The sequence below is a fragment of the Rhodosalinus sp. K401 genome (assembly GCF_041365735.1).
Taxonomy (GTDB): Bacteria; Pseudomonadota; Alphaproteobacteria; order Rhodobacterales; family Rhodobacteraceae; genus Rhodosalinus.
Map to the genome: position 1 here is coordinate 34,148 of NZ_JBGFSI010000012.1, position 24,259 is coordinate 58,406.

The 24,259-nt window shown below is 71.8% G+C and carries 24 protein-coding genes and 1 tRNA gene; 10 read left to right on the forward strand and 15 right to left on the reverse strand.

What is annotated here, in order from left to right; genetic code table 11:
- The first annotated feature begins 4 nt into the window (after positions 1 to 4).
- The 3 genes from AB6A66_RS13120 to AB6A66_RS13130 are packed head-to-tail and all read left to right on the forward strand — an operon-like array spanning position 5 to position 2,266.
- Positions 5 to 430, forward strand: a complete 426-nt coding sequence (locus tag AB6A66_RS13120) for a PaaI family thioesterase (protein ID WP_371037055.1) — start codon at positions 5 to 7, stop codon at positions 428 to 430.
- Positions 427 to 942 carry a PaaI family thioesterase gene (locus AB6A66_RS13125; protein WP_371037054.1) on the forward strand — a complete coding sequence of 172 codons (516 nt, stop codon included), beginning with the start codon at positions 427 to 429 and terminating at the stop codon, positions 940 to 942. The genes AB6A66_RS13120 and AB6A66_RS13125 overlap by 4 nt, the downstream gene beginning before the upstream one ends.
- Complete coding sequence (locus tag AB6A66_RS13130) at positions 932 to 2,266, forward strand: MATE family efflux transporter (protein WP_371056241.1); 1,335 nt, start codon at positions 932 to 934, stop codon at positions 2,264 to 2,266. Before AB6A66_RS13125 ends, AB6A66_RS13130 begins: the two co-directional genes overlap by 11 nt.
- Here the strand turns inward: AB6A66_RS13130 and AB6A66_RS13135 are convergent.
- Both AB6A66_RS13135 and AB6A66_RS13140 read right to left on the reverse strand, forming a co-directional pair.
- Positions 2,263 to 3,321 (reverse strand): quinone-dependent dihydroorotate dehydrogenase, encoded by a 1,059-nt coding sequence (locus AB6A66_RS13135; RefSeq protein ID WP_371056242.1) that lies wholly within the window; start codon positions 3,319 to 3,321, stop codon positions 2,263 to 2,265. The two genes, AB6A66_RS13130 and AB6A66_RS13135, sit on opposite strands and share 4 nt — an antisense overlap.
- Positions 3,318 to 3,659, reverse strand: coding sequence for a DUF952 domain-containing protein (locus AB6A66_RS13140; RefSeq protein WP_371056243.1), 342 nt, complete (start codon positions 3,657 to 3,659; stop codon positions 3,318 to 3,320). Before AB6A66_RS13140 ends, AB6A66_RS13135 begins: the two co-directional genes overlap by 4 nt.
- 149 nt (positions 3,660 to 3,808) lie before the next feature.
- On the opposite strand from AB6A66_RS13140, the gene AB6A66_RS13145 reads away from it, so the two are divergent.
- The 5 genes from AB6A66_RS13145 to AB6A66_RS13165 all read left to right on the forward strand — a co-directional run bounded on the left by AB6A66_RS13145 (position 3,809) and on the right by AB6A66_RS13165 (position 10,194).
- Entirely contained in the window at positions 3,809 to 5,386 is a 1,578-nt protein-coding gene (locus tag AB6A66_RS13145) for a bifunctional UDP-sugar hydrolase/5'-nucleotidase (protein ID WP_371056244.1), read from the forward strand.
- A 94-nt stretch (positions 5,387 to 5,480) separates the two neighbouring features.
- Positions 5,481 to 6,149 carry an SOS response-associated peptidase gene (locus AB6A66_RS13150; protein WP_371056245.1) on the forward strand — a complete coding sequence of 223 codons (669 nt, stop codon included), beginning with the start codon at positions 5,481 to 5,483 and terminating at the stop codon, positions 6,147 to 6,149.
- Positions 6,150 to 6,212: 63 nt separating this feature from the next.
- A tRNA-Gly gene (locus AB6A66_RS13155) sits at positions 6,213 to 6,286 on the forward strand.
- 84 nt (positions 6,287 to 6,370) lie between these two features.
- Positions 6,371 to 8,164, forward strand: a complete 1,794-nt coding sequence (locus tag AB6A66_RS13160; RefSeq protein ID WP_371056246.1) for an ABC transporter transmembrane domain-containing protein — start codon at positions 6,371 to 6,373, stop codon at positions 8,162 to 8,164.
- 131 nt (positions 8,165 to 8,295) lie between these two features.
- Positions 8,296 to 10,194 carry an acyl-CoA synthetase gene (locus AB6A66_RS13165; RefSeq protein ID WP_371056247.1) on the forward strand — a complete coding sequence of 633 codons (1,899 nt, stop codon included), beginning with the start codon at positions 8,296 to 8,298 and terminating at the stop codon, positions 10,192 to 10,194.
- Positions 10,195 to 10,218: 24 nt separating this feature from the next.
- On the opposite strand, the gene AB6A66_RS13170 is transcribed toward AB6A66_RS13165, so the two are convergent.
- From AB6A66_RS13170 to AB6A66_RS13215, 10 genes are all read right to left on the reverse strand, one after another.
- On the reverse strand, positions 10,219 to 10,572 hold the full coding sequence (locus AB6A66_RS13170) for a metalloregulator ArsR/SmtB family transcription factor (RefSeq protein ID WP_371056248.1): 354 nt from the start codon (positions 10,570 to 10,572) through the stop codon (positions 10,219 to 10,221).
- 56 nt (positions 10,573 to 10,628) lie between these two features.
- Positions 10,629 to 11,861: a mandelate racemase/muconate lactonizing enzyme family protein gene (locus tag AB6A66_RS13175; RefSeq protein WP_371056249.1), complete on the reverse strand. Its 1,233-nt coding sequence runs from the start codon at positions 11,859 to 11,861 to the stop codon at positions 10,629 to 10,631.
- Positions 11,862 to 12,036: 175 nt separating this feature from the next.
- Complete coding sequence (locus AB6A66_RS13180) at positions 12,037 to 13,269, reverse strand: MFS transporter (protein ID WP_371056250.1); 1,233 nt, start codon at positions 13,267 to 13,269, stop codon at positions 12,037 to 12,039.
- On the reverse strand, positions 13,266 to 14,588 hold the full coding sequence (locus tag AB6A66_RS13185) for a lyase family protein (protein ID WP_371056252.1): 1,323 nt from the start codon (positions 14,586 to 14,588) through the stop codon (positions 13,266 to 13,268). Before AB6A66_RS13185 ends, AB6A66_RS13180 begins: the two co-directional genes overlap by 4 nt.
- Positions 14,585 to 15,301, reverse strand: coding sequence for an alpha/beta fold hydrolase (locus AB6A66_RS13190; RefSeq protein WP_371056253.1), 717 nt, complete (start codon positions 15,299 to 15,301; stop codon positions 14,585 to 14,587). The genes AB6A66_RS13185 and AB6A66_RS13190 overlap by 4 nt, the downstream gene beginning before the upstream one ends.
- The gene (gene pcaD, locus AB6A66_RS13195) at positions 15,294 to 16,082 is read right to left on the reverse strand and encodes a 3-oxoadipate enol-lactonase (protein ID WP_371056254.1); all 789 of its coding nucleotides are present in this window, start codon (positions 16,080 to 16,082) and stop codon (positions 15,294 to 15,296) included. Before pcaD ends, AB6A66_RS13190 begins: the two co-directional genes overlap by 8 nt.
- Positions 16,082 to 17,251 (reverse strand): 4-hydroxybenzoate 3-monooxygenase, encoded by a 1,170-nt coding sequence (gene pobA / locus AB6A66_RS13200; RefSeq protein ID WP_371056255.1) that lies wholly within the window; start codon positions 17,249 to 17,251, stop codon positions 16,082 to 16,084. Before pobA ends, pcaD begins: the two co-directional genes overlap by 1 nt.
- A gap of 67 nt (positions 17,252 to 17,318) precedes the next feature.
- Entirely contained in the window at positions 17,319 to 18,293 is a 975-nt protein-coding gene (locus tag AB6A66_RS13205) for a threonine/serine dehydratase (protein WP_371037040.1), read from the reverse strand.
- Complete coding sequence (locus tag AB6A66_RS13210) at positions 18,290 to 19,126, reverse strand: alpha/beta fold hydrolase (protein ID WP_371056256.1); 837 nt, start codon at positions 19,124 to 19,126, stop codon at positions 18,290 to 18,292. The genes AB6A66_RS13205 and AB6A66_RS13210 overlap by 4 nt, the downstream gene beginning before the upstream one ends.
- Positions 19,123 to 19,812, reverse strand: coding sequence for a haloacid dehalogenase type II (locus tag AB6A66_RS13215; protein ID WP_371056257.1), 690 nt, complete (start codon positions 19,810 to 19,812; stop codon positions 19,123 to 19,125). Before AB6A66_RS13215 ends, AB6A66_RS13210 begins: the two co-directional genes overlap by 4 nt.
- Positions 19,813 to 19,998: 186 nt before the next feature.
- Between AB6A66_RS13215 and AB6A66_RS13220 the strand changes: the two genes are divergently transcribed.
- A complete protein-coding gene (locus AB6A66_RS13220; protein WP_371037037.1) occupies positions 19,999 to 20,427 on the forward strand; it encodes a peptidylprolyl isomerase in 429 nt (142 codons plus the stop codon).
- 147 nt (positions 20,428 to 20,574) lie between these two features.
- On the opposite strand, the gene AB6A66_RS13225 is transcribed toward AB6A66_RS13220, so the two are convergent.
- From AB6A66_RS13225 to AB6A66_RS13235, 3 genes are read right to left on the reverse strand one after another with little or no spacing between them, the layout of a single operon-like run.
- Positions 20,575 to 21,582 carry a YcjF family protein gene (locus AB6A66_RS13225; protein ID WP_371056258.1) on the reverse strand — a complete coding sequence of 336 codons (1,008 nt, stop codon included), beginning with the start codon at positions 21,580 to 21,582 and terminating at the stop codon, positions 20,575 to 20,577.
- Positions 21,579 to 22,028 carry a GNAT family N-acetyltransferase gene (locus AB6A66_RS13230; RefSeq protein ID WP_371056259.1) on the reverse strand — a complete coding sequence of 150 codons (450 nt, stop codon included), beginning with the start codon at positions 22,026 to 22,028 and terminating at the stop codon, positions 21,579 to 21,581. The genes AB6A66_RS13225 and AB6A66_RS13230 overlap by 4 nt, the downstream gene beginning before the upstream one ends.
- Positions 22,025 to 23,440 carry a YcjX family protein gene (locus AB6A66_RS13235; protein ID WP_371056260.1) on the reverse strand — a complete coding sequence of 472 codons (1,416 nt, stop codon included), beginning with the start codon at positions 23,438 to 23,440 and terminating at the stop codon, positions 22,025 to 22,027. The genes AB6A66_RS13230 and AB6A66_RS13235 overlap by 4 nt, the downstream gene beginning before the upstream one ends.
- A gap of 142 nt (positions 23,441 to 23,582) precedes the next feature.
- Here AB6A66_RS13235 and AB6A66_RS13240 point away from each other — a divergent pair, with 142 nt between their 5' ends.
- On the forward strand, positions 23,583 to 24,182 hold the full coding sequence (locus AB6A66_RS13240) for an MOSC domain-containing protein (protein WP_371056261.1): 600 nt from the start codon (positions 23,583 to 23,585) through the stop codon (positions 24,180 to 24,182).
- The last annotated feature ends 77 nt before the right edge of the window (positions 24,183 to 24,259 follow it).

Below are 24,259 nucleotides of genomic sequence, written 5' to 3' on the forward strand. Positions count from 1 at the left end.
GCACATGGCCGTGGACAAGACCAGGATGGCCCGGCAGTTCACCGAGGCGATCCCGCACGCCCGGGCGCTCGGCATGGAGTTCACCCATGTCGGCGAGGGCGAGGCGTCCATGCGGATGCCCTACGACGCCCGCTTCGTGGGCGACCCGGAGACCGGGGTGATTCACGGCGGCGCGGTCTCCGCGCTGATGGACACCTGCTCAGGCGCGGCGGTGATGAGCCATCCCGCCTCGCCCGGGGCGACCGCCACCATCGACCTCAGGATCGACTACATGCGGCCCGCGACGCCCGGGCAGGACATCCGCACCCACGCGACCTGCTACCGCGTGACCCGCTCGGTCGCCTTCGTGCGCGCGACGGCCTTCGACGACGACGAGAGCCGCCCCGTGGCCACGGCGACCGGCGCCTTCACGGTGGAAGCCCCGCGATGAGCGCGCCCCGACCCGACCCGGTGCAGGCGGTGAAGCAGCGGCGCGACGCGGCGCTCACCGCGCTCGTCGAGGGTGTGCCCTACATCCAGTATCTGGGCGTGCGGTTCGACCGCCGGGGCGACGAGCTGACCGCGCTTCTGCCCTTCGACGAGAAGCTGATCGGAAATCCGATGCTGCCGGCCATCCATGGCGGCGTGACGGCGGCCTTCCTCGAGGTCGCCGCGGTCATCGAACTGTCGTGGCAGATGCTCTGGCCCGACATCGAGGCGGGCGCGCTCGACCCCGACAGGCTGGCCGCCGGTGAACTGCCGCGCCTGCCAAAGACCATCGACTTCACCGTGGATTACCTGCGCCCGGGCCTGCCGCGCGACGCCTATGCCCGGGCGCGCGTCAACCGTTCGGGCCGGCGCTATGCCAGCGTCCACGTGGAGGCGTGGCAGGACAACCGCTCACGCCTCTTCGCGCAGGCCACCGGCCATTTCCTGATGCCCCCGCGCGACGATGACGGCTGAGGCGACGCCGCGCAGCCCGCGCCCCGTCACCCATGCCCGTGTGCTGAAGATCGCGATCCCCATCGTGATCTCGAACGCGACGATCCCGCTTCTGGGCGCGGTGGACACCGGCGTGGTGGGCCAGATGGGCGAGGCCGCGCCGATCGGCGCGGTGGGCATCGGGGCCATCGTCATATCGGCCGTCTACTGGGTCTTCGGCTTTCTGCGCATGGGCACCACGGGCCTTGTCGCGCAGGCCGAGGGGGCGGGGAACGGCGCGGAGGTGGCGGCGCTTCTGACGCGGGTCGTCCTGATCGGTCTCGCGGCCGGCGCGGCGCTCGTCCTGTTGCAATTGCCGCTCTTCGCGGCCGCGCTGGGCCTCGCCCCAGCAAGCGCCGAGGTGGAGGCGCTCGCGCAGGGCTACCTCTCCGTCCGCATCTGGAGCGCGCCCGCCGCGATCGCGATCTACGGGCTGACCGGCTGGCTGATCGCGCTGGAGCGCACGCGCGCGGTGCTGGTGCTGCAGGTCTGGATGAACGGAGTCAACATCCTGCTCGATCTCTGGTTCGTCCTCGGCCTCGGCTGGGGCGTGGAGGGGGTGGCCTTCGCCACCTTCCTGGCGGAGTGGTCCGCGCTGGCGCTGGGCCTCTGGCTCTGCCGCGACGCCTTCCGCCGGCCCGAGTGGCGCGACTGGGCCCGCGTCATGGACGGCGAGCGCCTGCGCCGCATGGCGGTGGTGAACACCGACATCCTGATCCGGTCGCTGCTCCTGCAGGCGGTGTTCGTGTCCTTCGTCTTCGTGGGCTCGGATTTCGGGGATGTCACGCTGGCCGCGAACCAGGTGCTGATGCAGTTCCTGCAGATCACGGCCTACGCCCTCGACGGCTTCGCCTTCGCCGCCGAGGCGATCGTGGGCCAGGCGATGGGGGCGCGGAGCGTGGCCGCGTTGCGGCGCGGCGCGGTCGTCTCCAGCATCTGGGGCGGGCTCTCTTCGGCGGGCATGGCGGTGGCCTTCGCGCTGGGCGGCCCCGCGATCATCGACCTGATGGCGACCGCGCCCGAGGTGCGGGCCGAGGCGCGCGTCTTCCTGCCCTGGATGGTCGCGGCCCCGCTTCTCGGGCTGGCAAGCTGGATGCTCGACGGCATCTTCATCGGCGCCACCCGCACCGCCGACATGCGCAACATGATGGCGCTGAGCTTCGCGATCTATCTGGCGGCCGCGCTGGCGCTCGTGCCTGCCTACGGCAATCACGGGCTCTGGGCAGCGCTGCTGGTGTCCTTCGTGGCGCGCGGCGTCACGCTCGGGCTTCGCTACCCCGCGCTCGAGCGGGCGGCGGCGCGCTAGAGCCAGTCGTCCCGGCCCGTCCCCACCGCCTCGGCGACATTCGCGAACCCCGCCCGGGCCAGAATGTCGTCGAGGCCGCGGGCGATGTCCTCCACGAGCGACAGGCCGCGATAGGCGAGCGCGGTATAGAGCTGCACCGCCGAGGCGCCGGCGCGGATCTTGTCGTAGGCGTCGCGCGCCGACGCGACGCCGCCGACCCCGATCAGCGGCATCTCGCCGTCCGTGAGCCGCGACAGCTGTGCCAGCACCGTGGTCGATCGCTCGAAGAGCGGCCGGCCCGAAAGGCCCCCGGTCTCCTCCGCGACGGGGCCCGAGACGCCGATGCGCGAGACGGTCGTGTTCGTCGCCACGATCCCGTCGACGCCGGCCGCGCGCGCCACCGCGGCGATATCGGCAAGCTCGGCGCCCGACAGGTCTGGCGCGATCTTCAGGAACACGGGAACCGGCCGCGCGAGCGCGTCACGGGCCTCGAGCACGCCCGCGACGAGCGCGGCAAGCGCCTCGGGGCCCTGAAGCTCGCGCAACCGTTCGGTATTGGGCGAGCTGACGTTGATCGTCGCGAAATCCAGCCAGCGGCCGCAATGGGAGAGCACGCGGGCGAAGTCGCCGGCGCGGTCGGCGCTGTCCTTGTTCGCGCCGAGGTTGAGGCCGATCACCGTGTCGCGCGGGCGCTCGGCGAGGCGCGCCGCCACCGCCTCCATCCCGTCGTTGTTGAAGCCGAAGCGGTTGATGACGGCCTGCGCCTCCGGCAGCCGGAAAAGGCGCGGGCGCGGGTTGCCGGGCTGCGGGCGGGGCGTCACCGCGCCCACCTCCAGAAAACCGAAGCCGGCGCGCCCGAGCCCGTGCAACGCGACGGCGTTCTTGTCGAAACCGGCGGCAAGGCCGATCGGGTTCGCAAGCGCAAGCCCAGCGATGCTCGTGCGCAGCCGCGGCGAGGTGACGAGGCCGGGCATGGGCACCGCGCCGGCCCGAAGCGCGCGAAGCGCGAGACCGTGCGCGGTTTCGGCGTCGATCCGGCGCAGGAGCGCGAGCCCCGCGCGTTCCACGGCCCTCACGGGATGTCCCGCCCGAAGCGGTGGCGCCCGTCCGGGCCGAGGGGCAGCGGCGCGTGCCACAGCACCGCGTCCCGGCGCAGCGGGGCATAGAGATGCGGAAAGAGCGCGCCGCCGCGGGAGCGCTCCCAGCGGAGCGCCGCGCCGAGGGTGTCGGCCTCGATCGCCACCAGCACGAGGTCCTCCTCGCCGGCGAAATGCCTCGCCGCCGTCTCGCGGAGCTGCTCGGCGGTGGAGAAATGGACGAATCCGTCGTCCACGTCCACGGGCGCGCCGCGTGTCTCGCCCCGGGCGTCGAGCGCCGCCCACTCCGCGGGCCTCAGGATCTTGTAGATCAACATGGCGGCACTCCTGCCGCGCGGGCGGGCGGCGGTCAAGCGCTCCGGCGCCCGGGCGCGCTCCGCGACGGGCGGCGGCCCAGAATACCGTTGCCACGCGCTCCCGCGCGCGGCACCGTTTCGCGGCAAGAACCCGCGAGTGAGGACACAAGATGCTTCCAAGATTCTTCTGCGGCGCCGCGGCCCTGGCCCTTAACGCGGGGGCGGCGGTTGCGGACGACATGCTGCACATCCTGCACGTCAACGATTTCCATAGCCGGATCGAGCCGATCAACAGGTTCGACAGCACCTGCGCGCCCGAGGACAACGCCGCCGGAGAGTGCTTCGGTGGCGCGGCCCGGCTGGCCGCCGCGATCGAGGCGAAACGCGCCGAGATCGGCGATGCGCCGCTTCTGGTGCTGGATGCGGGCGACCAGTATCAGGGCTCACTCTTCTACACGACCTACAAGGGCCGGGTCGCGGCCGAGATGATGGAGCGGATCGGCTTCGACGCCATGGCGGTCGGCAACCACGAATTCGACGACGGCCCCGAGGGGCTTTCCGTCCTGCTCGACAACGTGAGTTTCCCGGTCGTGTCCGGCAACCTGGACCTGTCGCGCTCGAACCTGCTCAAGGGCCGGGTCGGCGGGGCGGTGGTGATCGAGGCGGGCGGGCAGAGGATCGGCATCGTCTCCGCGCTGGCCACCGACACCGCCGAGACCGCGAGCCCGGGCCCCGGCGTGATCTTCCAGGACGAGATCGAGAGCCTGCGCGCGCAGGTCGAGGCGCTCGAGGCGGAGGGCGTGGACAGGATCGTGGCGCTCACCCATGTGGGGCTGCCGAAGGACCGCGAGATCGCCGGCGCGGTGCCGGGGATCGATGTCATCCTTGGCGGGCACTCCCATACGCTGATGTCCAACACCACCGAGGGCGCGCTTGCCTATCCTCAGCTGGAAAACGGCGTGCCGATCGCGCAGGCCTATGCCTACGGCAAGTATCTCGGGCATCTCGTCGTCACCTTCGATGCGGCCGGTCAGGTCGTTTCGGCCGAGGGCGACACACTGCTTCTGGACGCCTCCGTGCCCGAGGACGCGGCGATCGCGGCGCGGGTCGCGGAGCTCGCCCAGCCGCTGGAGGAGATCAAGGCGCGGCTGGTGGCCGAGACGGCGGCAGCGATAGACGGCGACCGGTCGAGCTGCCGCGCGGGCGAATGCGAGATGGGCAACCTGGTGGCCGACGCCATGCTGGCGCGGGTTCGCGACCAGGGCATCCAGATCGCGATCCAGAACGGCGGCGGCTTGCGCGCCTCGATCGACGCGGGCCCGGTGACCATGGGCGAGGTGCTGACCGTGCTGCCCTTCCAGAACACGCTCGCCACCTTCCAGCTCGGGGGCGCCGACGTTCTGACCGCGCTGGAGAACGGCGTGAGCCAGATCGAGGAGGGCGCGGGCCGGTTCCCGCAGGTGGCGGGGCTGCGCTATGCGTTCGACCCGGCGGCGGCGCCGGGCGCGCGGGTGAGCGACGTGCAGGTGATGGTGGACGGCGCGTGGCAGCCGCTCGACCCCGAGGCCACCTATGGCGTCGTGTCCAACAATTACATGCGGGGTGGCGGCGACGGCTACTCGGTCTTCGCCAGCGAGGCCATGAACGCCTATGATTACGGGCCAGGGCTGGAGGAGGTGGTGGCCGACTACCTGGCCCGGAACGGCCCCTACACGCCCTTCACCGAGGGCCGCATCACCCGCAAGTGATCTGCCGCGCCCCGGCCCCCATGCGGGGCCGGGGCGTGCGGCGCGTCCGCGCGGGGCTGGAGCGTGCCGGCGCCGCGCGCTAAGCTCGCGACCCATGTGCGGACGCTATGCCCTGACCCTGCCCCCCGACGCCATGGCGCGCGTCTTCGAGGCGCAGCCCGCAAACGACCTGCCGGCGCTGCCCGACTACAACATCTGCCCGACGACGGGGGTGGCCGCGGTATGGCGGGAGGAGACGGGCCGGCGGCTGGGCGCGATGCGCTGGGGGTTCCTGCCGCACTGGTACGACACGCCGACGGACGGGCCGCTTCTGATCAACGCCCGCGCCGAGACGGTGGCCGAGAAGCCCGCCTTCGCCCGCGCCGCGCGCGAGCGCCGCTGCCTCGTGCCGGCCTCGGGCTTCTACGAATGGACGAAGGACGAAAGCGGCGCGCGGCTGCCCTGGTATCTCGCGGGCCCCGGGGGCGGCATGGCCTTCGCCGGGATCTGGCGCGACTGGACCGACGGCACGCAGAGGGTGCGCAGCTGTGCCATCGTCACCTGCCCGGCCAGCGCCGACATCGCCCACATCCACGACCGGATGCCGGTCATCCTGTCCCCCGAGGACTGGGCGCTCTGGCTGGGCGAGGCGGGCCACGGCGCGGCGCGGCTCATGCGGCCGGCGCCCGAAGGCACGCTGCGCGCCTGGCGCGTGGACCGCCGGGTGAACTCGAACCGCGCGGAAGGGCCCGGGCTGATCGAGCCGCTTGGCGACGGGGCGTGAGCCCGCGCCGAGGGCGCCGGTATCTTGACCGTCCCCGCGCCATGTCTTAGTCACGAGATCGGCGCGGGCATGGTGAAATGGTATCACACGAGCCTTCCAAGCTCTTGGTGCGGGTTCGATTCCCGCTGCCCGCTCCAGCCCTGGAACCCGCCGCTCCGCCCGACCCCGCTTGACCCCCGCGCCCGGCGTGGCATTAACAGGCGGTGTCTTAGGAGAATTGCATGGCCGACGCCCCGCCGAAGCAGGATGCCGATCGCGCGAAGTCGCGCCGGATCGGCGCCTTGTCCGAGCTCTGGCCCTTCATCGCCCCTTACCGCGTGCTGCTGGGCGCCGCGCTCGTCATGCTGGTGGCGACGGCGGTCGTATCGCTGATCCTGCCGCTGGCGGTCCGCCGGGTGGTGGACAATTTCGGCGTGGAGGACGGCCGCATCCTCGACCAGTATTTCGCCGCGGCGCTGGCCATCGCGGGGCTCTTCGCGCTGGGCTCCGCGGTGCGCTACATGCTGGTCACGCGCCTCGGCGAGCGGGTGGTGGCCGACATCCGCAAGAGCGTGTTCGACCGGGTGATCGGCATGAGCCCGGCCTTCTACGAGAAGCTGATGACCGGCGAGGTGCTGTCGCGCATCACCACGGACACCACGCTGATCCTGTCGGTGATCGGATCCTCGGTGTCGATCGCGTTGCGCAACACGCTCATCTTCGTGGGCGGGCTCGCGCTCATGCTGGCCACCTCGCCCAAGCTCACGGCGATGGTGCTGCTGATCGTGCCGGCCGTGGTATTCCCGATTCTCCTGCTTGGCCGGCGGCTGCGCGCGCTCTCGCGCGAGAACCAGGACTGGATCGCCGCCTCCTCGGGCAGCGCGTCGGAGGCGCTTTCCTCGGTGCAGACGGTGCAGGCGTTCACCCAGGAACGCCAGACCCGCGGGCTTTTCGCCGATGTCACCGAAAAGAGCTTCGACGCCGCGCGGCGGCGCATCGAGACGCGCGCGCTGATGACGGCGATCGTGATCTTCCTGGTTTTCACCGGCATCGTCGGCGTGCTCTGGATCGGGGCCCGCGACGTGCGCGGCGGCGGCATGACGCCGGGCACGCTGGTGCAGTTCGTGATCTACTCGGTGATGGTCGCGGGCTCGGTCGGCGCGCTGTCGGAGATCTGGGGAGAGTTGCAGCGCGCCGCGGGCGCGACCGAGCGGCTGGTGGAGCTTCTGCGTGCGACCGATTCGGTGCGCGACCCCGAGACGCCCGCGCCCGTGCCGGCCCCGGTGGCGGGCGAGATCCGCTTCGAGGACGTGCATTTCGCCTATCCCGCGCGGCCCGGCGATCCCGCGCTCGACGGCGTCGACCTCCGCATCGCGCCGGGAGAGACCGTGGCGCTCGTCGGACCGTCGGGGGCGGGCAAGACCACGATCATCCAGCTTCTGCTGCGCTTCTACGATCCCGACAAGGGGCGCATCCTGCTCGACGGGACCGATCTCGCGGCGATGCGCCGCCGCGACTTCCGCGCCGCGATCGCGCTGGTGCCCCAGGATCCGGTGATCTTCGCCGCCTCGGCGCGCGAGAACATCCGCTTCGGGCGGCCCGACGCGACCGACGCCGAGGTGGAGGCCGCCGCCCGCGCCGCCGCCGCGCATGATTTCGTCGAGCGTCTGCCGGAGGGTTATGACAGCTACCTCGGCGAGCGCGGCGTGATGCTGTCGGGCGGGCAGAAACAGCGCATCGCCATCGCCCGCGCGATCCTGCGCGACGCGCCGGTCCTGCTTCTGGACGAGGCGACCTCGGCGCTCGACGCGGAAAGCGAGCGCGCGGTGCAGCAGGCCGTGGACCGGCTGAGCCGCGATCGCACGACGATCATCGTGGCGCACCGCCTCGCGACCGTGAAGAAGGCGGACCGGATCGTCGTGCTCGAACAGGGCCGCGTCGTCGCGGAGGGGCCGCATGACCGGCTCGTCGCCGAGGACGGGCTTTACGCGCGTCTCGCGCGGCTTCAGTTCACCGACGGCATGGCGGCGGAATAGAGCCGCACCGCGACACGCCCGCGCCCGCGGTGACGTCGCGGCCAGGGCGATTTGCGCGGTTGCGCGGCCGGCGGGTTTTGTGTCGCATGGACGCGTGTCGGGCCCCTGGCCCTGGAGGGAGGAGACACCGCATGGCTTTCGCGTCGTTGGAGGACAAGCACGCCATAGAGAACGAGATGAGCTGGGAGGCGCGCGACCTTCCCCGGACGATCCATGGCTTTCTCGACGCCGTGGCGGGGAAGTTTCCCGACCGCCCGGCCACGAGTTTCCAGATCCTGTCGGGCCCGAAGGACAAGGCGGAAACGCTGAGCTGGCGCGAGCTGCGCGCGCGGGTGAACCGCGCCGCCAACCTTTTCCGGGATCTCGGCGTGGGCGAGACCGACACGGTCGCTTACGTCATGCCCAACTGCAACGAGACCATCGTCACGCTTCTGGGCGGCATGGTCGCGGGCGTCGTGAACCCGATCAACCCGCTGCTCGAGCCCGAGCAGATCGGGGCGATCCTGCGCGAGACCGACGCGAAGGTCGTCGTCACGCTGAAGCCCTTCCCCAAGACCGACGTCGCGGAAAAGGTGGCCGAGGCCGTGCGCCACGCGCCGCGCGTGCACACCGTGCTCGAGGTCGACCTCAATCGCTACCTGACCCCGCCCAAGAGCTGGATCGTGCCGCTCATCCGTCCGAAGCCGCCGCACGGCCACCACGCCGACGTGAAGGATTTCGCGAAGGAGGTGGCGCGCCATTCCGACACGCTCGGGTTCGAGGACGCGTCAGGCGATCGGGTTGCCGCCTATTTCCACACGGGCGGCACCACCGGCATGCCCAAGGTGGCGCAGCACCGGTATTCGGGAATGATCTACAACGGCTGGGTCGGCAAGCGCCTCCTCTTCACCGAGGAGGACTCGATCATGTGCCCGCTGCCGCTCTTCCACGTCTTCGCCTGCCACGTCATCGTGATGGCCGCGCTCGCCTCCGGCGCGCATGTCGTCTTCCCGACGCCGGCGGGCTATCGCGGCGAGGGAGTGTTCGACAATTTCTGGAAGCTGGTGGAGCGGTGGCGCACCACCTTCGTGATCACCGTGCCGACCGCCGTGGCGGCGCTGATGCAGCGCAAGGTGGACGCCGACATCTCCAGCGTGAAGACGTCCTTCTCAGGATCGGCGCCGATGCCGCTTGAGCTCTTCAACCGCTTCGAGAAGGCCAGCGGCGTCACCATCGTCGAGGGGTACGGGCTGACCGAGGCCACCTGCCTCGTCTCCTGCAACCCCCCGGAGGGCACGAAGAAGGTGGGCTCCATCGGGATTCCGTTCCCCTACACCGACGTCAAGATCGTCAAGCAGGAGAACGGCGGGCCGCGCGAATGCGACGTGGACGAGATCGGCGAGATCTGCGTCTCGAATCCGGGCGTCTATGCCGGGAAGACCTACACCGAGGACGACAAGAACCGCGATCTCTTCCACAAGGGGCGTTACCTGCGGACGGGCGACTTGGGCCGGGTGGACGGGGACGGGTATCTCTGGATCACCGGCCGCGCCAAGGACCTCATCATCCGCAGCGGGCACAACATCGATCCGGGCGAGATCGAGGAAGCGCTGCTGGCCCATCACGACGTGGCCTTCGCCGGCGCGATCGGTCAACCCGACGCCTATGCCGGGGAGCTGCCCTGCGCCTTCGTGGAACTCGTCGAGGGCGGAAGCGTGAGCGCCGAGGAGCTGATGGAGCATTGCAAGGTGCACATCCACGAACGCGCGGCCTTCCCCAAGCATATCGAGGTGCTCGACGAATTGCCGAAGACGGCGGTCGGCAAGGTGTTCAAGCCGGACCTCCGCAAGCGCGCCATCCGGCGCGTCTACGGCGAGGCGCTGGAGAAGGCAGGCCTCGACGCGCGCATCGTGGACGTCGTGGACGACAAGAAGCGCGGACTGGTGGCGCAGGTCGAGGGCACGGCCGACGACGAGGCCGTCGGGCATGTCCTCGGCGCCTTCACCCGCCCTTGGCAGCGGGTTCCCGCGCAGGCCGGCACTGCTGCCTAGGATGTCTCGGCGCGGGGGGTGGTGTCAGCCCGCCCGCCGTTCGCAGAACAGCCGGTAGAGCAGGCCGATGACCTCCTGCGTGCCGTTGTCGGCGAGGCGATAGTAGATGGTCTTGCCTTCGCGCCGCGTCCGCACCAGCCCCTCGTCGCGAAGCCGGGCCAGCATCTGGCTTACGGCCGCCTGACGGATGTCCAGCAACTGCTCCAGCGCGCCCACGGATTTTTCGCCCGATCCGAGATGGCACAGGATCATCAGCCGGCCCTCGTGGGCCAGTGTCTTCAGGTAGGCCGCGGCGTCGGCTGCGTTGCGCGCCATCTCGTCCGGGGGGGCGGCCGGCGCCGACATCGCCGCGATCTTTTCCATTGCCGGATCGGCCATGGCAAGCGACTCCATTCGTATCACATGGAAAGAATATGACGCGAGGCGGGCGCGAATCAAGGGAGCTCTGGTGGCGCGCCTCCGAGGAAGACATTTCCATCACGGTAATTGCAGGGCGCCTCCTGCATCTCGAGGTGCAGCTGCCCGCCGGTGTAGGGATGCGCGCGCGCCAGCGCCTCGTCCACCTCGATGCCGAGCCCCGGCGCCTCGGGCGCGGGCACGAAGCCGTCTTCCACGGCGATCGCGCCGCGGATCAGGTCGCGATGGAACGGCGTGTCGATGGTCTCCGCCACGAGCAGGTTCGGGATCGACACGGCGAGGTGGATGTTGGCGGCCCATTCCACCGGGCCGGCATAGAGGTGGGGCGCCATCTGCGCGTTGAAGACCTCGGCGATCGCCGCGATCTTCTTGGCCTCCCAGATGCCACCCGCGCGTCCGAGTGCGGGTTGCAGGATGCGCGCCCCGCCCGTGCGCAGAAGTGCGGCGAATTCCGCCTTGGTCGTCAGCCGCTCCCCGGTGGCGACGGGGATCCGCACTGCGCGCGCGACCTCCTGGAATTCCAGAAGGTTGTCGGGCGGGATCGGCTCCTCGAACCAGAGCGGCGCGTAGGCCTCGAGCGCCTGGCCGAGCCGGATCGCGCCGTCGGTCGTGAACTGCCCGTGGGTGCCGAAGAGAAGGTCCGCCCGGTTGCCCACCGCCTCGCGGATGGCCCGGCAGAAGGCCACCGATTGCGAGATGTCGGACATCGCCGGCTGGTGCCCGCCGCGCATGGTGTAGGGGCCCGCCGGGTCGAACTTCACCGCCGTGTACCCCTCCCCGACGAGGGCCACGGCGCTCTCGGCGGCCATCTCGGGCGAGGTCCAGAAAGCCGTCATGTCGTGGTCCGGGCGCGGGTAGAGGTAGGTGTAGGCCCGCACCCGCTCGTTCATCCGCCCACCGATCAGCGCCCAGACCGGGCGGCCGCGATCCTTGCCGAGAATGTCCCAGCAGGCGATCTCGAGCCCCGAGAAGGCGCCCATCACCGTGGGGTCCGGGCGCTGGGTGAAGCCCGCGGAGTAGGCACGGCGGAACATGCGCTCGACGTTCTCGGGATGCTCGCCCTCCATGTGGCGGGCGAAGACGTCGCGAATCACCGCCTCCATCGCCGAGGGGCCGACCGCGCTTGCGTAGCATTCGCCCCAGCCGGTGATGCCGGTGTCCGTCGTCACCTTCACGAGGATCCAGTAGCGCCCGCCCCAGCCGGGGGCCGGCGGCGCGGTCACGATGACGTCGAGGTCGGCCAGTCTCATCCGGGCTCCTTTCGCTGTCGCGCTGCATACCGCGCCGAGACGATCACGTTTCGCCGCGCGCCGCCAGCGCCCATGTCCGGCGCGACGCCCCCTGCAAGCCGATCGCCGGCGTCCCGAACCGGCCCGGTGGGTGCGCCGCGGCCTGCTTTCGCGCCGGGTCTTCGTTCCGGGCCGCTTAGCCGGACGCAGGCCCGCGGCGCAGGAAGAGGCCCAGGGCCAGCGCGACCAGCGCGGCCGAGAGCAGGAACGCCGCGCCGGGCAGGTAGACGGGCGCGGCGGGGTGGGTGAAGGCGGCGAAGGTGCCCGTCATGACAAGCGGCGCGAGGATCACCGCCACCGCGTTCACGCTGGTCAGCACCCCTTGCAGCGCGCCCTGCTCGTCGCCCGGCGTGGCACGCGACATCAGCGATTGAAGCGAGGGCGCCACCACCGCGCCGAGCGCTGCCGCCGGGATCAGCGCGAGCGCGACCCGCCCGTCGGTGAGCGCGGCGAGCGTGACGAAGGCGGCGATGCAGAGCGAGAGGCCCAGTTGCACCATGCGCGGCTCGCCGAGGCGGCGCTGGGCGGGCCGGATGAGGACACCCTGAACGCCGGCCATCGAGATGCCGAAGACGGCCAGCGACACGCCGATGAGGCCCGGATCCCAGCCGAACCGCGCCTGCGTGAAATAGGCCCAGGTGGCGGGATAGACGTAGAAGGCCAGCTGGTAGAGGAAATAGACGGCAAGCAGGACGCGCACGCCGTCCAGCCGCCCGAGATGGCGCACCGCGCCAAGCGGGTTGGCCGCGCGCCAGCGGAAGGCGCGGCGGGTCGCGTCGGTCACCGTCTCGGGCAGGACGAGCCAGCCCAGTGCGAGGTTGAGCGCCGCGAGCGCAGCGGCGGCGTAGAAGGGCGCGCGCGTCCCCATCTCGCCGAGCAGACCGCCGAGGAGCGGGCCCAGCACGAAGCCGAGGCCGAAGCTCGCGCCGACAAGGCCGAAGCGCGCGGCCTTTTCGTGCGGCGCGGAAATGTCGGCCAGGAAGGCTGTGGCGGTGGACTGGGTGGCGGCGGTGACGCCGGCGACGACGCGCGCCCCGAGCAGAAGCCAGATGGTGCCCGCCAGCGCCATCACGAGGTAGTCGAGCGCCATAACGCCCACCGAGACGAGAAGCACGGGCCGCCGCCCGTAGCGGTCCGACAGCGTTCCCAGAAGCGGCCCGCACAGGAACTGCATGACCGCGAAGGAGGTCGAGAGGATGCCGCCCCAGATCGCCGCGGCGGCGAGCGTGCCGCCGTTCAGCTCGAGGATGAGATCGGGCAGCACCGGCAGGATGAGGCCGATCCCCATGGAGTCGATCATCACCGTCATCATGATGAAGAGGATCGGCAGGCGCGAGGTCGCCGCCCCGGCCTCGCCCGGGGCGCTCATGCCCCGCGCCGCGCCACCGCCGCCGCGAAGGCCCGCGCCTCGGCGGGCGCCTGGCCCAATTGCCGCGCGGGCGTGAAGAGTGCGGGGTCGAGCCCGGGATGGGCCGCGCGCGCGAGCTCCGCGAGCGGGCGGCCCCGTGCGGCGGCCTCGGCGGCGAGGCGGCTGGCCTCGGCCTGCGCCTCCGGGCGCGGCATCTCCCCGGCGAGCGCGAAGCTCAGCGCCTCGGCATAGGGCGCGCCGCCGCTTGCCGCGAGCCCGGCGGCCATGGCGCCCGGATCGGGGGCGAGCGTCCCCGCGATCTCTCGCGCGCCGTGGGCGGCCGCCAGCGTGGCGCGCCAGAGCTCCGGCAGGGCGAGCCATTCGGTGAACCAGGCCGCGCCGTCGCGGTTCTGCCGCGGGCTGCCGGCCTGGGCCAGAAGCGCCGCTTCCGCGCGCGCCTTCCGCGTCAGCGCGAGAAGCGCCGAGGGGCCGACGGGGTTCGCCTTCTGCGGCATGGTGGAGGAGCCGCCCGTCTCGCCCAGCCGAAGCTCGGCAAGGCCGCTCTGGGTCATGAGCAGGAGATCCTCGGCAAATTTGCCGAGCGCGGCGGCGAGCCGTTCCGCCCAGCCCTCGAGGCGCAGCACCGGGCCCCGGTCGGCGTGCCAGCTGCGTCCCGGATCCTCCAGCCCCAGCGCGGCGGCGAGGCCCGCCCGGGTGTCCGCGGCCATGGCGCCGAGGGCCGCCCCCGTCCCCGCCGCGCCCGAAAGCGACACCCAGAGGCATCGCGGCCGCAGCGCCTCCAGCTCCTCGACGAGCTCGAGAAGGGGCCAGCCCCAACCGGCGGCCACCGCGCCGAAGCTTGTGGGCGTCGCGACCTGGCCGTAGGTGCGCGCGGCCATGGGCGTTTCGGCATGGGCCTCGGCGAGCGCCCCGAGCGCCCCCGCCGTCTCCGCGAGGGCGGTTTCGGCGAGCGTCAGGGCCTGCCGCAGCCGCAGCATCAGGGCGGTGTCCTGGATGTCCTGGCTGGTCGCCCCCCAGTGGACGTATTGCGCGTGCTCGGGCGCGCCCATCGCCTCCCGGAAGGCGGCCACGAGCCCCGGCACGGTGACGCCGTTCCGGCGCGTCGGCTCGGCCAGCGCCGCCGGATCGAGCGTCACCTCGAGCGATGCACGGTGGATCGCGGCGCCCGCCGTCTCGGGAATCACGCCGAGCCGGCCCTGCACCTGCGCCAGCGCGCCTTCGACGAGGAGCATTGCGCGCAGCTCCGCCGCGTCGGTGAAGAGGCGCGCGCCCTCGCCCGCTGCGAAGAGCCGCCCGTAAAGCGTGGACGTCCCGCTCATCGCCCACGCTCCGCGATCCGGGCGAGGCGGGCGGCGAGTCCTTCGGGATCGGCGAAGAAGGGCGAGTGGCCGGTCGGCATGTCCTCGACGCTGCCCTCGGGCCAGCCCTCGGTCATCGTCACCTGGTACTCGTAGGGGATGGTGCCGTCCTCGGTGCAGCGGATGTAACTCTTGGGCAGGCTGGTGGAGCGGTCCGTCAGCGTGATCGGCATGGCCTGCGGCGCGATGGCCTGCGGGCAGAGCCGCGGGACGGCAAAGGCCACCGCCTCCTCGGGGCAGTCCTGGTAGAAGACGCCCGCCGCCGCCTCGGGGCGCACCGTGAAGCTCTGCCCGTCGGCCGATTTCTCGAGCGCATCAAGAAGCGGCTGGCGCGGCGCCTCGCGCCGCATCTCGACAAGCGAGACGCCGCTGCGCGGCGCGTAGGCGCAGAGATAGACGAGATGCGCGATCTTCTCGGGGGCCTTCTCGGCCGCCGCGGTGATCGCGAAGCCCGCCATGGAATGGCCGACCAGGATCGCCGGGCGGTCGAGCGCGGCGAGGATCGCGTCGGCATAGGCGTCGAGCGTGACCTCCGCGAGCGGCGTGGTGTCCGCCCCGTGGCCCGGAAGGTCGATGGCGCGCGCCTCGTGGCCCAGCGCGGCGAGGGCCGGGATCACGTCGCGCCAGCACCAGGCGCCGTGGCAGGAGCCGTGGACCAGCAGGACCTCAGACATGCCCCACGCGCCGCAGGAACTCCGCGAGGATCTCGGCATATTCCCTGGGCTTCTCGACGCAGGGGAGGTGCCCCGCGCCGCGGATGAGCCGGAACTCCGCCCCGGGGATGAGCTCTAACGTCTCGCGCACGAGGTCGGGCGGGGTGGAGCCGTCGGCGTCCCCCGCGATGCCGAGCGTGGGCAGGCGCAGCCCGCTCGTCGGCGTGTAGAGATCGGTGCCCGAGATCGCCGCCGAGCAGCCGGCGTAACCGTCGGCCGGCTGCCGCACCAGCATGTTGCGCCATAGCGCGAGCTCGGGCGTGGCGCGGAAGGCGGCAGAGAACCAGCGCTCCATCACCGGGTCGGCGAGGCCCTCGATGCCCTGGGCGCGCACCGTGGCGATGCGGTCCTCCCACATCTCCTTGGTGCCGATCTTGGCGGCGGTGTTCGACAGGACTACGGCGCGGATCTGGTCCATCCGCTTCACGGCGAGGCCCTGCGCGATCATTCCGCCGATCGAGAGCCCGACGAAGACGCAGTTCCGCACGCCCAGATGGTCGAGCAGCGCCTCCGCGTCGCTCACGAGCTGGCCCATCGCATAGGGCGCGGGCGGCGCCTCGGAAAGGCCGTGGCCGCGCTTGTCGTAGCGGATGATCCTGAGCCCCGCGGGCAGGTGCGGGAGAACCGCGTCCCAGAGCCGCAGATCGGTGCCGAGCGAGTTGGCGAAGACCACCGGCGCGCCCTCGGGGTCGCCGTCCTCGCGCCAGTGCAGGCGCACCCCGTTCACGTCCGCCGCGCGCATCAGTAGGGCAGCCCCACGTAGCTTTCGGCCATGGCCTTCTGCGCGGCCTCGTTGTCGCGCAGGAAGGCCAGCTCGGCCTGCTGCATGCGCAGGTCGAACCCAGACTGGTCGGGATAGCGGTGCATGAGCGAGCTGAACCACCAGCTGAAGCGCTCGGTCTTCCAGATCCGCGCCAGCGCGGTCTCGGAGTATTTCTCCAGCCCCTCGTCGTCCCTGTCGTGGTAGAAGTGCCTGAGCGCGTTGAAGAGGTAGTGGACGTCGGAGGCGGCGGTATTCAGCCCCTTCGCGCCGGTCGGCGGCACGATATGCGCCGCGTCCCCGCACAGGAAAAGCCGCCCCCAGCGCATCGGCTCGCAGACGAAGCTGCGCAGCGGCGCGATCGACTTCTCGATGGACGGCCCGGTCACCAGCCGGTCGGCGGCCTCTTCCGGGATGCGGCGCTTCAGCTCGTCCCAGAACATCTCGTCGGTCCAGTCGTCCGGGCTGTCGGAGAGGTCGCACTGGATGTAGTAGCGAGACAGGCTGTCGTTGCGCATCGAGCAGAGCGCGAAGCCGCGCTCGGAATTGGCGTAGATGAGCTCGTCGGCGACGGGCGGCGTTTCGGACAGGACGCCGAGCCAGCCGAACGGGTAGGTCTTTTCGTATTCGGTCCGCTCGGCCGTCGGGATCTCCTGGCGCGAGGGGCCGTGGTAGCCGTCGCAGCCCGCCACGAAATCGCAGTCGAGCCGGTTCACCTTCCCGTCGTGGAGGAAGGTGACGAAGGGCGCCGCGGTGTCGAGGTCGTGGGGCTTCACGCCCCGGCATTCATGGATCACGGTGCCGCCCGCGGCATCGCGCGCCTCGTAGAGGTCGCGCGTCACCTCGGTCTGGCCGTAGACCATGACGTGCCTGCCCGTGAGCGCCTTGAAGTCGATCCGGAACTGCTCGTTCCCGTTGGCGAGAAGGGTGCCGTCATGGACGAAGCCCTCGCGCTCCATCCGGTCTCCCACGCCCGCCTCGTGCATCAGGTCCACGAGACCGGTTTCCAGCACGCCCGCACGGATGCGCGAGAGCACGTAGTCGCGCGAGCGGCGTTCGAGCACGACGCTCTCGATCCCCGCGCTGTGCAGAAGCTGCGAAAGAAGAAGCCCCGACGGCCCGCCCCCGATGATCGCGACCTGCGTGCGCATGTGCCCTCCCTGGATTTCCTGCGCGGAGGAAATCCGCTCGGCCAAGGCAAGTCAATGCGCGCCGGGCTCAGCCGAAGCGTTCCAGCACGCGGGCGAGGATCCCGGGATCCGCGTTGCCGCCAGAGATCGTCGCGATCACGGCGTCCCCCTCGATCTCGTCGGCGTGGAAAAGCGCGGCGGCCAGCGCCACCGCGCCGCCCGGCTCCGCCACCAGCTTGAGCCGCGTGGCGGCCAGCGCCATCGCGCGCATCGCCTCGGCGTCGGTCACCACGAGGCCGGGCCCCGCTAGGCGCCGGAGGACGGGGAAGGTCAGCTCGCCGGGCGAGGGCGTCAGGATCGCGTCGCAGAGCCCGCCGGCCTCGGCCGCGTTGCGCTCCCGCCGCCCCGAGGCGAGCGAGCGCGCCGTGTCGTCGTAATCCTCGGGCTCCACGGTGCGCACGCGCAGCCCCGGCGCGCGCATCTCCAGCGCCACCGCGATGCCCGCCGAGAACCCGCCGCCACCGCAGCAGACCAGGACGTCGGCCGCCTCGATCCCCTCCTCCGCCGCCTGCGCCGCGATCTCGAGCCCCGCGCTCGCCTGTCCCGCGATCACCTGCGGATCATCGTAGGGCTTCACGAGGGTGAGGCCCCGTTCGGCGGCCAGGCGGCCGCCGATCTCCTCGCGGCTGTCGAAATTCGCGCGGTCGTAAAGCACCACCTCGGCGCCGAGCGCGCGGGTGTTCTCGATCTTCAGGCGCGGCGCGTCCTTGGGCATGACGATCACCGCCGGCACCCCGTGCCTCCGCGCCGCCAGCGCCACGCCCTGCGCGTGGTTGCCGCTGGAATAGGCGATCACGCCGCGCCCCCGCGTCTCGGGCTCCAGCGCCGAAAGGGCGGACCATGCGCCGCGGAACTTGAAGCTGCCGGTGTGCTGAAGGCATTCGGGCTTCACCAGCACGCGCCGGCCCGCGATCTCGTCGAGAAAGGGCGAGGACAGAAGCGGCGTGCGCCGCACGACCCCATCGAGCCGCGCCTCGGCAGCGGTTACCAGTTCGGGCGTCATGCCGCGCGCTCCAGGTAGGTCTCGATCAGCCGCACCGCCTCGGGCTCGTCTAGGAACGGGACGTGCCCCCGGTCCGGGATTTCTGCGAAGAGCATGTCGGGCCTGCGGCGGCGCATCTCGGCCGCCGTGGCGGCGCTCAGCAGGTCCGAGTTCGCGCCGCGAACGAGGCCGAGCGGGATATCGCCCATACCGTCGAAAAGGGTCCAGGGATCGGGCAGCGACCCGGTGGCCGACTGCTCCAGAACGGCGTCGCGCAAATGCGCGTCGTAGCGGATCTCGAGCCCCTCGGGCGTTTCGGTCCAGAGCCGTTCGGCATGGGCGCGCCAGGTCTCTGCCGGCACGTTGCGAAACCCCGGGGCCATCGCCGCGGGCAGCGCCCGCGCGGCCTCCGCGATCGTGGCATAGGCGGGGCGGCGCCCGAGATAGTCCATGATCGCGGCCAGGCCGTCGGGCTCGATGACCGGGCCGATGTCGTTCAGGATGATGCCGCGCACGCGCTCGGGATGGGCCACGGCGAGCCACATCGCGATCAGGCCGCCGCGCGAGGTGCCGAGGATGCTCGCCGAGGCGATCCCGAGATGGTCGAGCAGGGCGAGCACGTCATGCCCTTCCCGGATGATGTTGTAGTTCTGCCAGTCCGGATCGTGGTCCGACCGGCCCCGGCCGCGGCTGTCCAGCCGGATCACCCGCGCGCACCCGGCGAAGCGTTCCGCGACGGGCGCGAAATCCTCCATGTTCCGGGTGAGCCCGGCGAGGCACAGCAGCGGGTGGCCCGTGCCCGTGTCGTCATAGGCGAGCGTGAGCCCGTCATCGGAGCGGAACTGTCGCGTCATGCCGACCTCGCGAGTTCGGGGATGTCGGAGAGGTCCCGAAGCACATGGGCGGGCCACCACGGCAGGCGGTCCATTGGCGCGCCGGCGCGGTTCACCCAGGCCGTCACGAAGCCGTATCCCGCGGCGGCCGCGGCGTCCCAGCCATTCGACGACACGAAAAGCACCTCGCCCCGCGCTGCGCCGAGACGGGCCTCGACGAGGTCGTAGACCGCGCGCGCTGGCTTGAAGATTCCGACCTCCTCGACCGAAAGCACCGCGTCGAGCGCATCGCCGATGCCGGCGCTCTCCACGGCGCCGGCCAGCATGTCGGGACTGCCGTTCGACAGGATCGCGCATCGCCTGCCGCCGGCCTTCAGCGCGCCGAGCACCCCCGCCACCTCCGGATAGGCGCCGAGTTCGCGGTAGAGCGCGAGAAGCCTGCTCCGCAGCTCGTCGTCTCCGTCCAGCCCCTCGGCCTCGAGCGTCCAGTCGAGCGCCTCGGCGGTCACGGTCCAGAAATCGGCATGTGCGCCGGTCACCGCCCGGAGCCACGAATATTCCAGCTGCTTGCGCCGCCACGCCTCGGCGAGCGCCGCCCAGCGTTCGGCCAGTGCCGCCCGGCCGGGCTCCCCGGCGGCCTCGCGGGCAGCGGCGGAGACATCGAAAAGCGTGCCGTACGCGTCGAACACGCAGGTGGTGATGGCCATGCTTTCCCTCCCGGTCGGGCCCGGAGACTGGCACGGCGCGCCGCAGCGGGAAAGGCGAAAAGCCGGGGCGGCGGGGTTTACATCCGGGGAAGGAAACCTCACCTTTGGGCGATCAACACGAGAACCCGCGGCGTGAGACGCGGCCTCGAAAGCACGACTCCCCCCAAAACAACTGATGGAATTACCATGACCGAGGTCAAACAGGGCGATACCGTCCGCATTCACTACACCGGCCGCCTGGCCGACGGCTCCACCTTCGACTCGAGCGAGGGGCGCGAACCGCTGGAGTTCACCGTGGGCTCGGGCCAGATCATCCCCGGGCTCGAGGCGGCCCTGCCGGGCATGACCGTCGGCGACACCAAGAAGGTCGATATCGTCGCGGACGATGCCTATGGCCAGCACGACCCGAACGCCCGTCAATCCGTCCCGCGCGGCGAAATCCCCGACAACATCCCGCTCGACGTCGGCACGCAGCTTCAGGTGCAGACGCCGCAGGGGCAGGTGATGCCCGTCACCGTGGCAGAAGTCACCGACGCGGAGGTGGTGCTCGACGCCAACCACCCGCTGGCGGGCAAGGATCTGAGCTTCGACATCGAACTGGTCGAGATCGCCTGAGCCCCAGGCCCCAAGCGCCATGACGGGCGCCGGCGGCGGGCAGAATGCGCGCCCCGGTCCCCGCACCGCCGGATGCACTCCGGCCTCCATCGCGCCTTCGGGCGCGATTTTCCTTTCCGTCACGCGCGGATGGCGTGCCGCGTCGGGTCAGCGGGGCGAGGCGAAAAGCCCCGTCAGCGCGCGCTTCACGATCGAACTCACCGAAGGCCGGGACAGCCGGCGGAAGGGCAGGGGGCGGCAGACCTCCAGCGCGGCCACGCCCACACGCGCGGTCAGCGCGCCGTTCACCACGCCCTCGCCGAAGCGCCGCGACAGCCGGCTCACCAGCCCGCCGCCCGCGATGGAGGACAGCATGTCGTCGCCCACGGCCACCGCGCCGGTGGCCACCAGGTGCGTGAAGACCGCGCGCAAGAGACGCAGGCTGCCCAGCGTGCCCGACCGGCCGCCGTAGATGTCCGCGATGCGCCGGATCATGCGGGTGTTGGCGGTGAGCGCGCCGATCACGTCCGCAAGCGCCAGCGGCACGATGGCCGTGATGGCGGCCACCTGCCGCGCCGCCGCCTCGATCTCGCGGCGGGCGGCGGCGTCGAGCGGGGCGAGCAGCTCCGCCTCGGCCAGCCCGAGCAATGCATCGGCGTCGAGCACCTCGGCTTCGCGCTCGGCCAGCCGCGCCCGCGCCCACTCGGTGTCGGGGCGTCGGGCGTAGAGCTCCTCGAGGCTTTTCAGGACCCGCCGCGCGGCCTCGAGATCCTGGCCCGACAGCGCGGCGTCCGCCTCGCGGTGCAGGCGGTCGATCCGCCCGAGGCGCGCGATGGCCGCCGCCTCGCGGACGACGATGGCCGCGAGAAGCAGCAGGATCGCGGCGCCCACCGCGGCCAGCGCCCAGCCGAGAACCGGCGCGCGGTCGATCAGGCGCATGACGAAGTCCCATGCGGCCACCGAGACGGCGGCGGCCACGAAGGCCAGCACCAGCCCCCAGAACCAGGCCGCGAGGCGCCCGCCGCGGCGCGCGGCGAGCGTCGCCACCGTCTGCATCGCGCGGCCCTCGGCCCCGGCCGCGTCGAGGTCGGGCACGGGCGGCGCGTCGGCCGGCGAGGCGCCCTGGGCCTCCTCCTCGTCGAGCTCGATCAGGACCGGGCCGTGCTTGCGTGTCATCTCGCCTCCTCCCGCTGCCAGACGAGCCGCACGTCCGGCAGCCGCGCGTCGTTGCCCTCGCCGAAGCTGAAGCGCGTCTCGTGAAAGCCCTCGCGGGCATAGAAGCGCCGCGCGCCTGCATTGGCCTGCAAGGTCCAGAGCGCGAGCCGGTCGGCCCGCGCCTTGGCGTCGTCGAGAAGCCGCTTGCCGAGGCCCTGCCCGCGCGCCTCCGGGGCGACGTAGAGCGCGTGGATCTCCTCGCCCCGCCGGGCGAGGAAAGCCACCGGCCCGCGCCATGTTCGGAGCGTGACCACGTCGCTGTCGCGGATGAGGCGGCAGAGGGCGAGCCGGTCCTCCGCCGTGCCGAGCGGCTGCTCCATCCACGGCGTCTCCCGGCTCCAGGCGCCCAGGATCCGCGCGAGCGGGCGCGCGTCTCGCGGGCGCGCGGGGGCGAGCGCGAGCCTCACAGCCGGTCCCCGAAAAGGATCTGCGCGGCGCGGTCCAGCCGGATATGCGGCGGGCCGTCCCCGGGTTTCAGCGTCAGCGGCGCGGGCGCGAAGCGCATGTTGGAGAAATCCGCCTCCAGCCATGTCTCCCGGCCCTCCCGTGCCGGCGCGAGAAGTTCCGAGGGATTCTCGGGCAGCGCCCCGGGGTAGAAGGCGGCCTGCCGCCCCGTTTCGAGGACGCGCCCGCGCACGCAGGGAAGCTCCTCCCCCTCATGGGTCACCATCTCCTCGGTGGTGGCCCGCAGCGCCGCGATGGAAAGCGCGGATGTCTCCGCGCCGGCGAAATGGGCGCGCTCGCGCGCCTCGCGCATCATCGCTTCGATGATCGCCGTGAGGCGCGGGTGCTGCCTGTGGTGCAGGTGGTCGGCCTTCGTCGCGGCAAAGAGGATCTTCTCGACCCGCTTGCCGCGCAGGATCTGGCTCAGGAAGTCGTTTCGGCCGGGGCGGAAGGCCGACAGGATGTCGGCCATGGTGCGCCGCAGGTCCTCGACCGCGCGGGGGCCGGCATGGATCGCGCCGAGCACGTCCACGAGCACCACCTGCCGGTCGATCCGGGCGAAATGCTCGCGGAAGAAGGGGCGGACGACCGCGCGCTTGTAGGCGTCGTAGCGCCGCTCCATCTCTCGCCAGAGCCCGCGGCGGGGCGGCGACGCCTCGGGCGGCAGTGGCGCGAAGGTCAGCGCCGGGGAGCCCGCGAGGTCGCCGGGCATCAGGAACCGGCCCGGAGAGAGATCCGAGAACCCCGCCGCGCGCGCCTGGGCCAGATAGGCGGTGTAGGCCTCTGCCAGCGTCTTCGCCTCGGGCTCTTCCCAGTCGGCGCGGCCGGACGCGGCGGCGGCAGCGCGCAGGTAGTCCCCGCCACCCGGCCGCGCGTCGAGCCGCGCGAGCGTTTCCTCGGACCATTCGCGGTAGCTGCGTTCCATCAGCGTCAGGTCCAGAAGCCATTCGCCGGGATAGTCCACGATATCCAGATGGACGATGCGCGGCCCCGCCAACCCGCCTAGAAGCCCCGTGGGCCGGACCCGGAACGACAGGCGCAGCTCGCTGACCGAGCGCGTGCTTTCGGGCCAGTGCGGCGCGGCGGCGGTGAGCGCGGCAAGATGCGTCTCGTAGTCGAAGCGCGGTACCGTGTCGTCGGGCTGCGGCTGAAGGTAGGCGGCCTCCATCCGTCCCTCGGCGGCGGCGGCGAGCCCGCTCATCCGGCCGCGCTCGATCAGGTTGGCCACGAGCGAGGTGATGAAAACGGTCTTGCCCGCCCGCGACAGCCCGGTCACGCCAAGGCGGATGACGGGCTCGAAGAAGGTCTCGCTGATCCTGTCGCCGACGCTTTCGACCCCGCGGGCCAGCCCGTCGGCGAGCGTTCCGATGACCAAGGCGCGATGCTCCCCTCTGACGCCGGGCCACGATAGACACCGCGCCGGGCGCTGGCCAGAGGCCGCGGACCGGCCCGCTTTCGGATTGCCGGCGCGCGCCCGGCGCGGCAGTCTGGCGCCGACCCGGAAGGAGGTTCCGCCCATGCCCGCGCTCAAACCCACGGGGATCTTCGGCACCGTCACCTGGATCGGCCGCGTGGCCGATCGCGAGGCCGCGCTCGTCGCCGAGGCGCTGGAGGCGGCGGAACTGACCTTCGCCGGGATCGCCGGGGAAAGCCACGGCGGCCTCACGCGGCGGTCCTGCTCGCGCGTGGTGGCGCAGCACCCCAAGGGCACCGAGATCCGCAACGTGCGCCAGCTTTCCGTGCTCTCCGCCGAGGAGATCGCCCTGATCGCCGCCGAGTTGGGGCTTGCCGCCCTCGATCCCGCCTGGCTCGGCGCGTCGCTCGTGGTGCAGGGGATCGCGGATTTCTCGCATGTCCCGCCGTCCTCGCGCCTGCAGGCGCCGGCGGGCGCGACGCTCGTGGTGGACATGGAAAACCGGCCCTGCCACCTGCCCGCGAAGGTCATCGACGCGGCCGCGCCGGGGAAGGGCCGGACGTTCAAGGCAGCCGCGCGCGGCCGGCGCGGCGTGACCGCCTGGGTGGAGCGGGAGGGCGAAATCCGCCTCGGCGACGCGCTGCGCCTGCATGTCCCCGACCAGCCGGCCTGGGCGCCTCCCGACGCCCGGCGCGCGGTCTGAGCCGGCCGGCGCGCGCGGCGTTTCCGATCCGAAACGCGAGCCGCGACACCTCGCCGCAAGCGCGACCGGAAATGTCG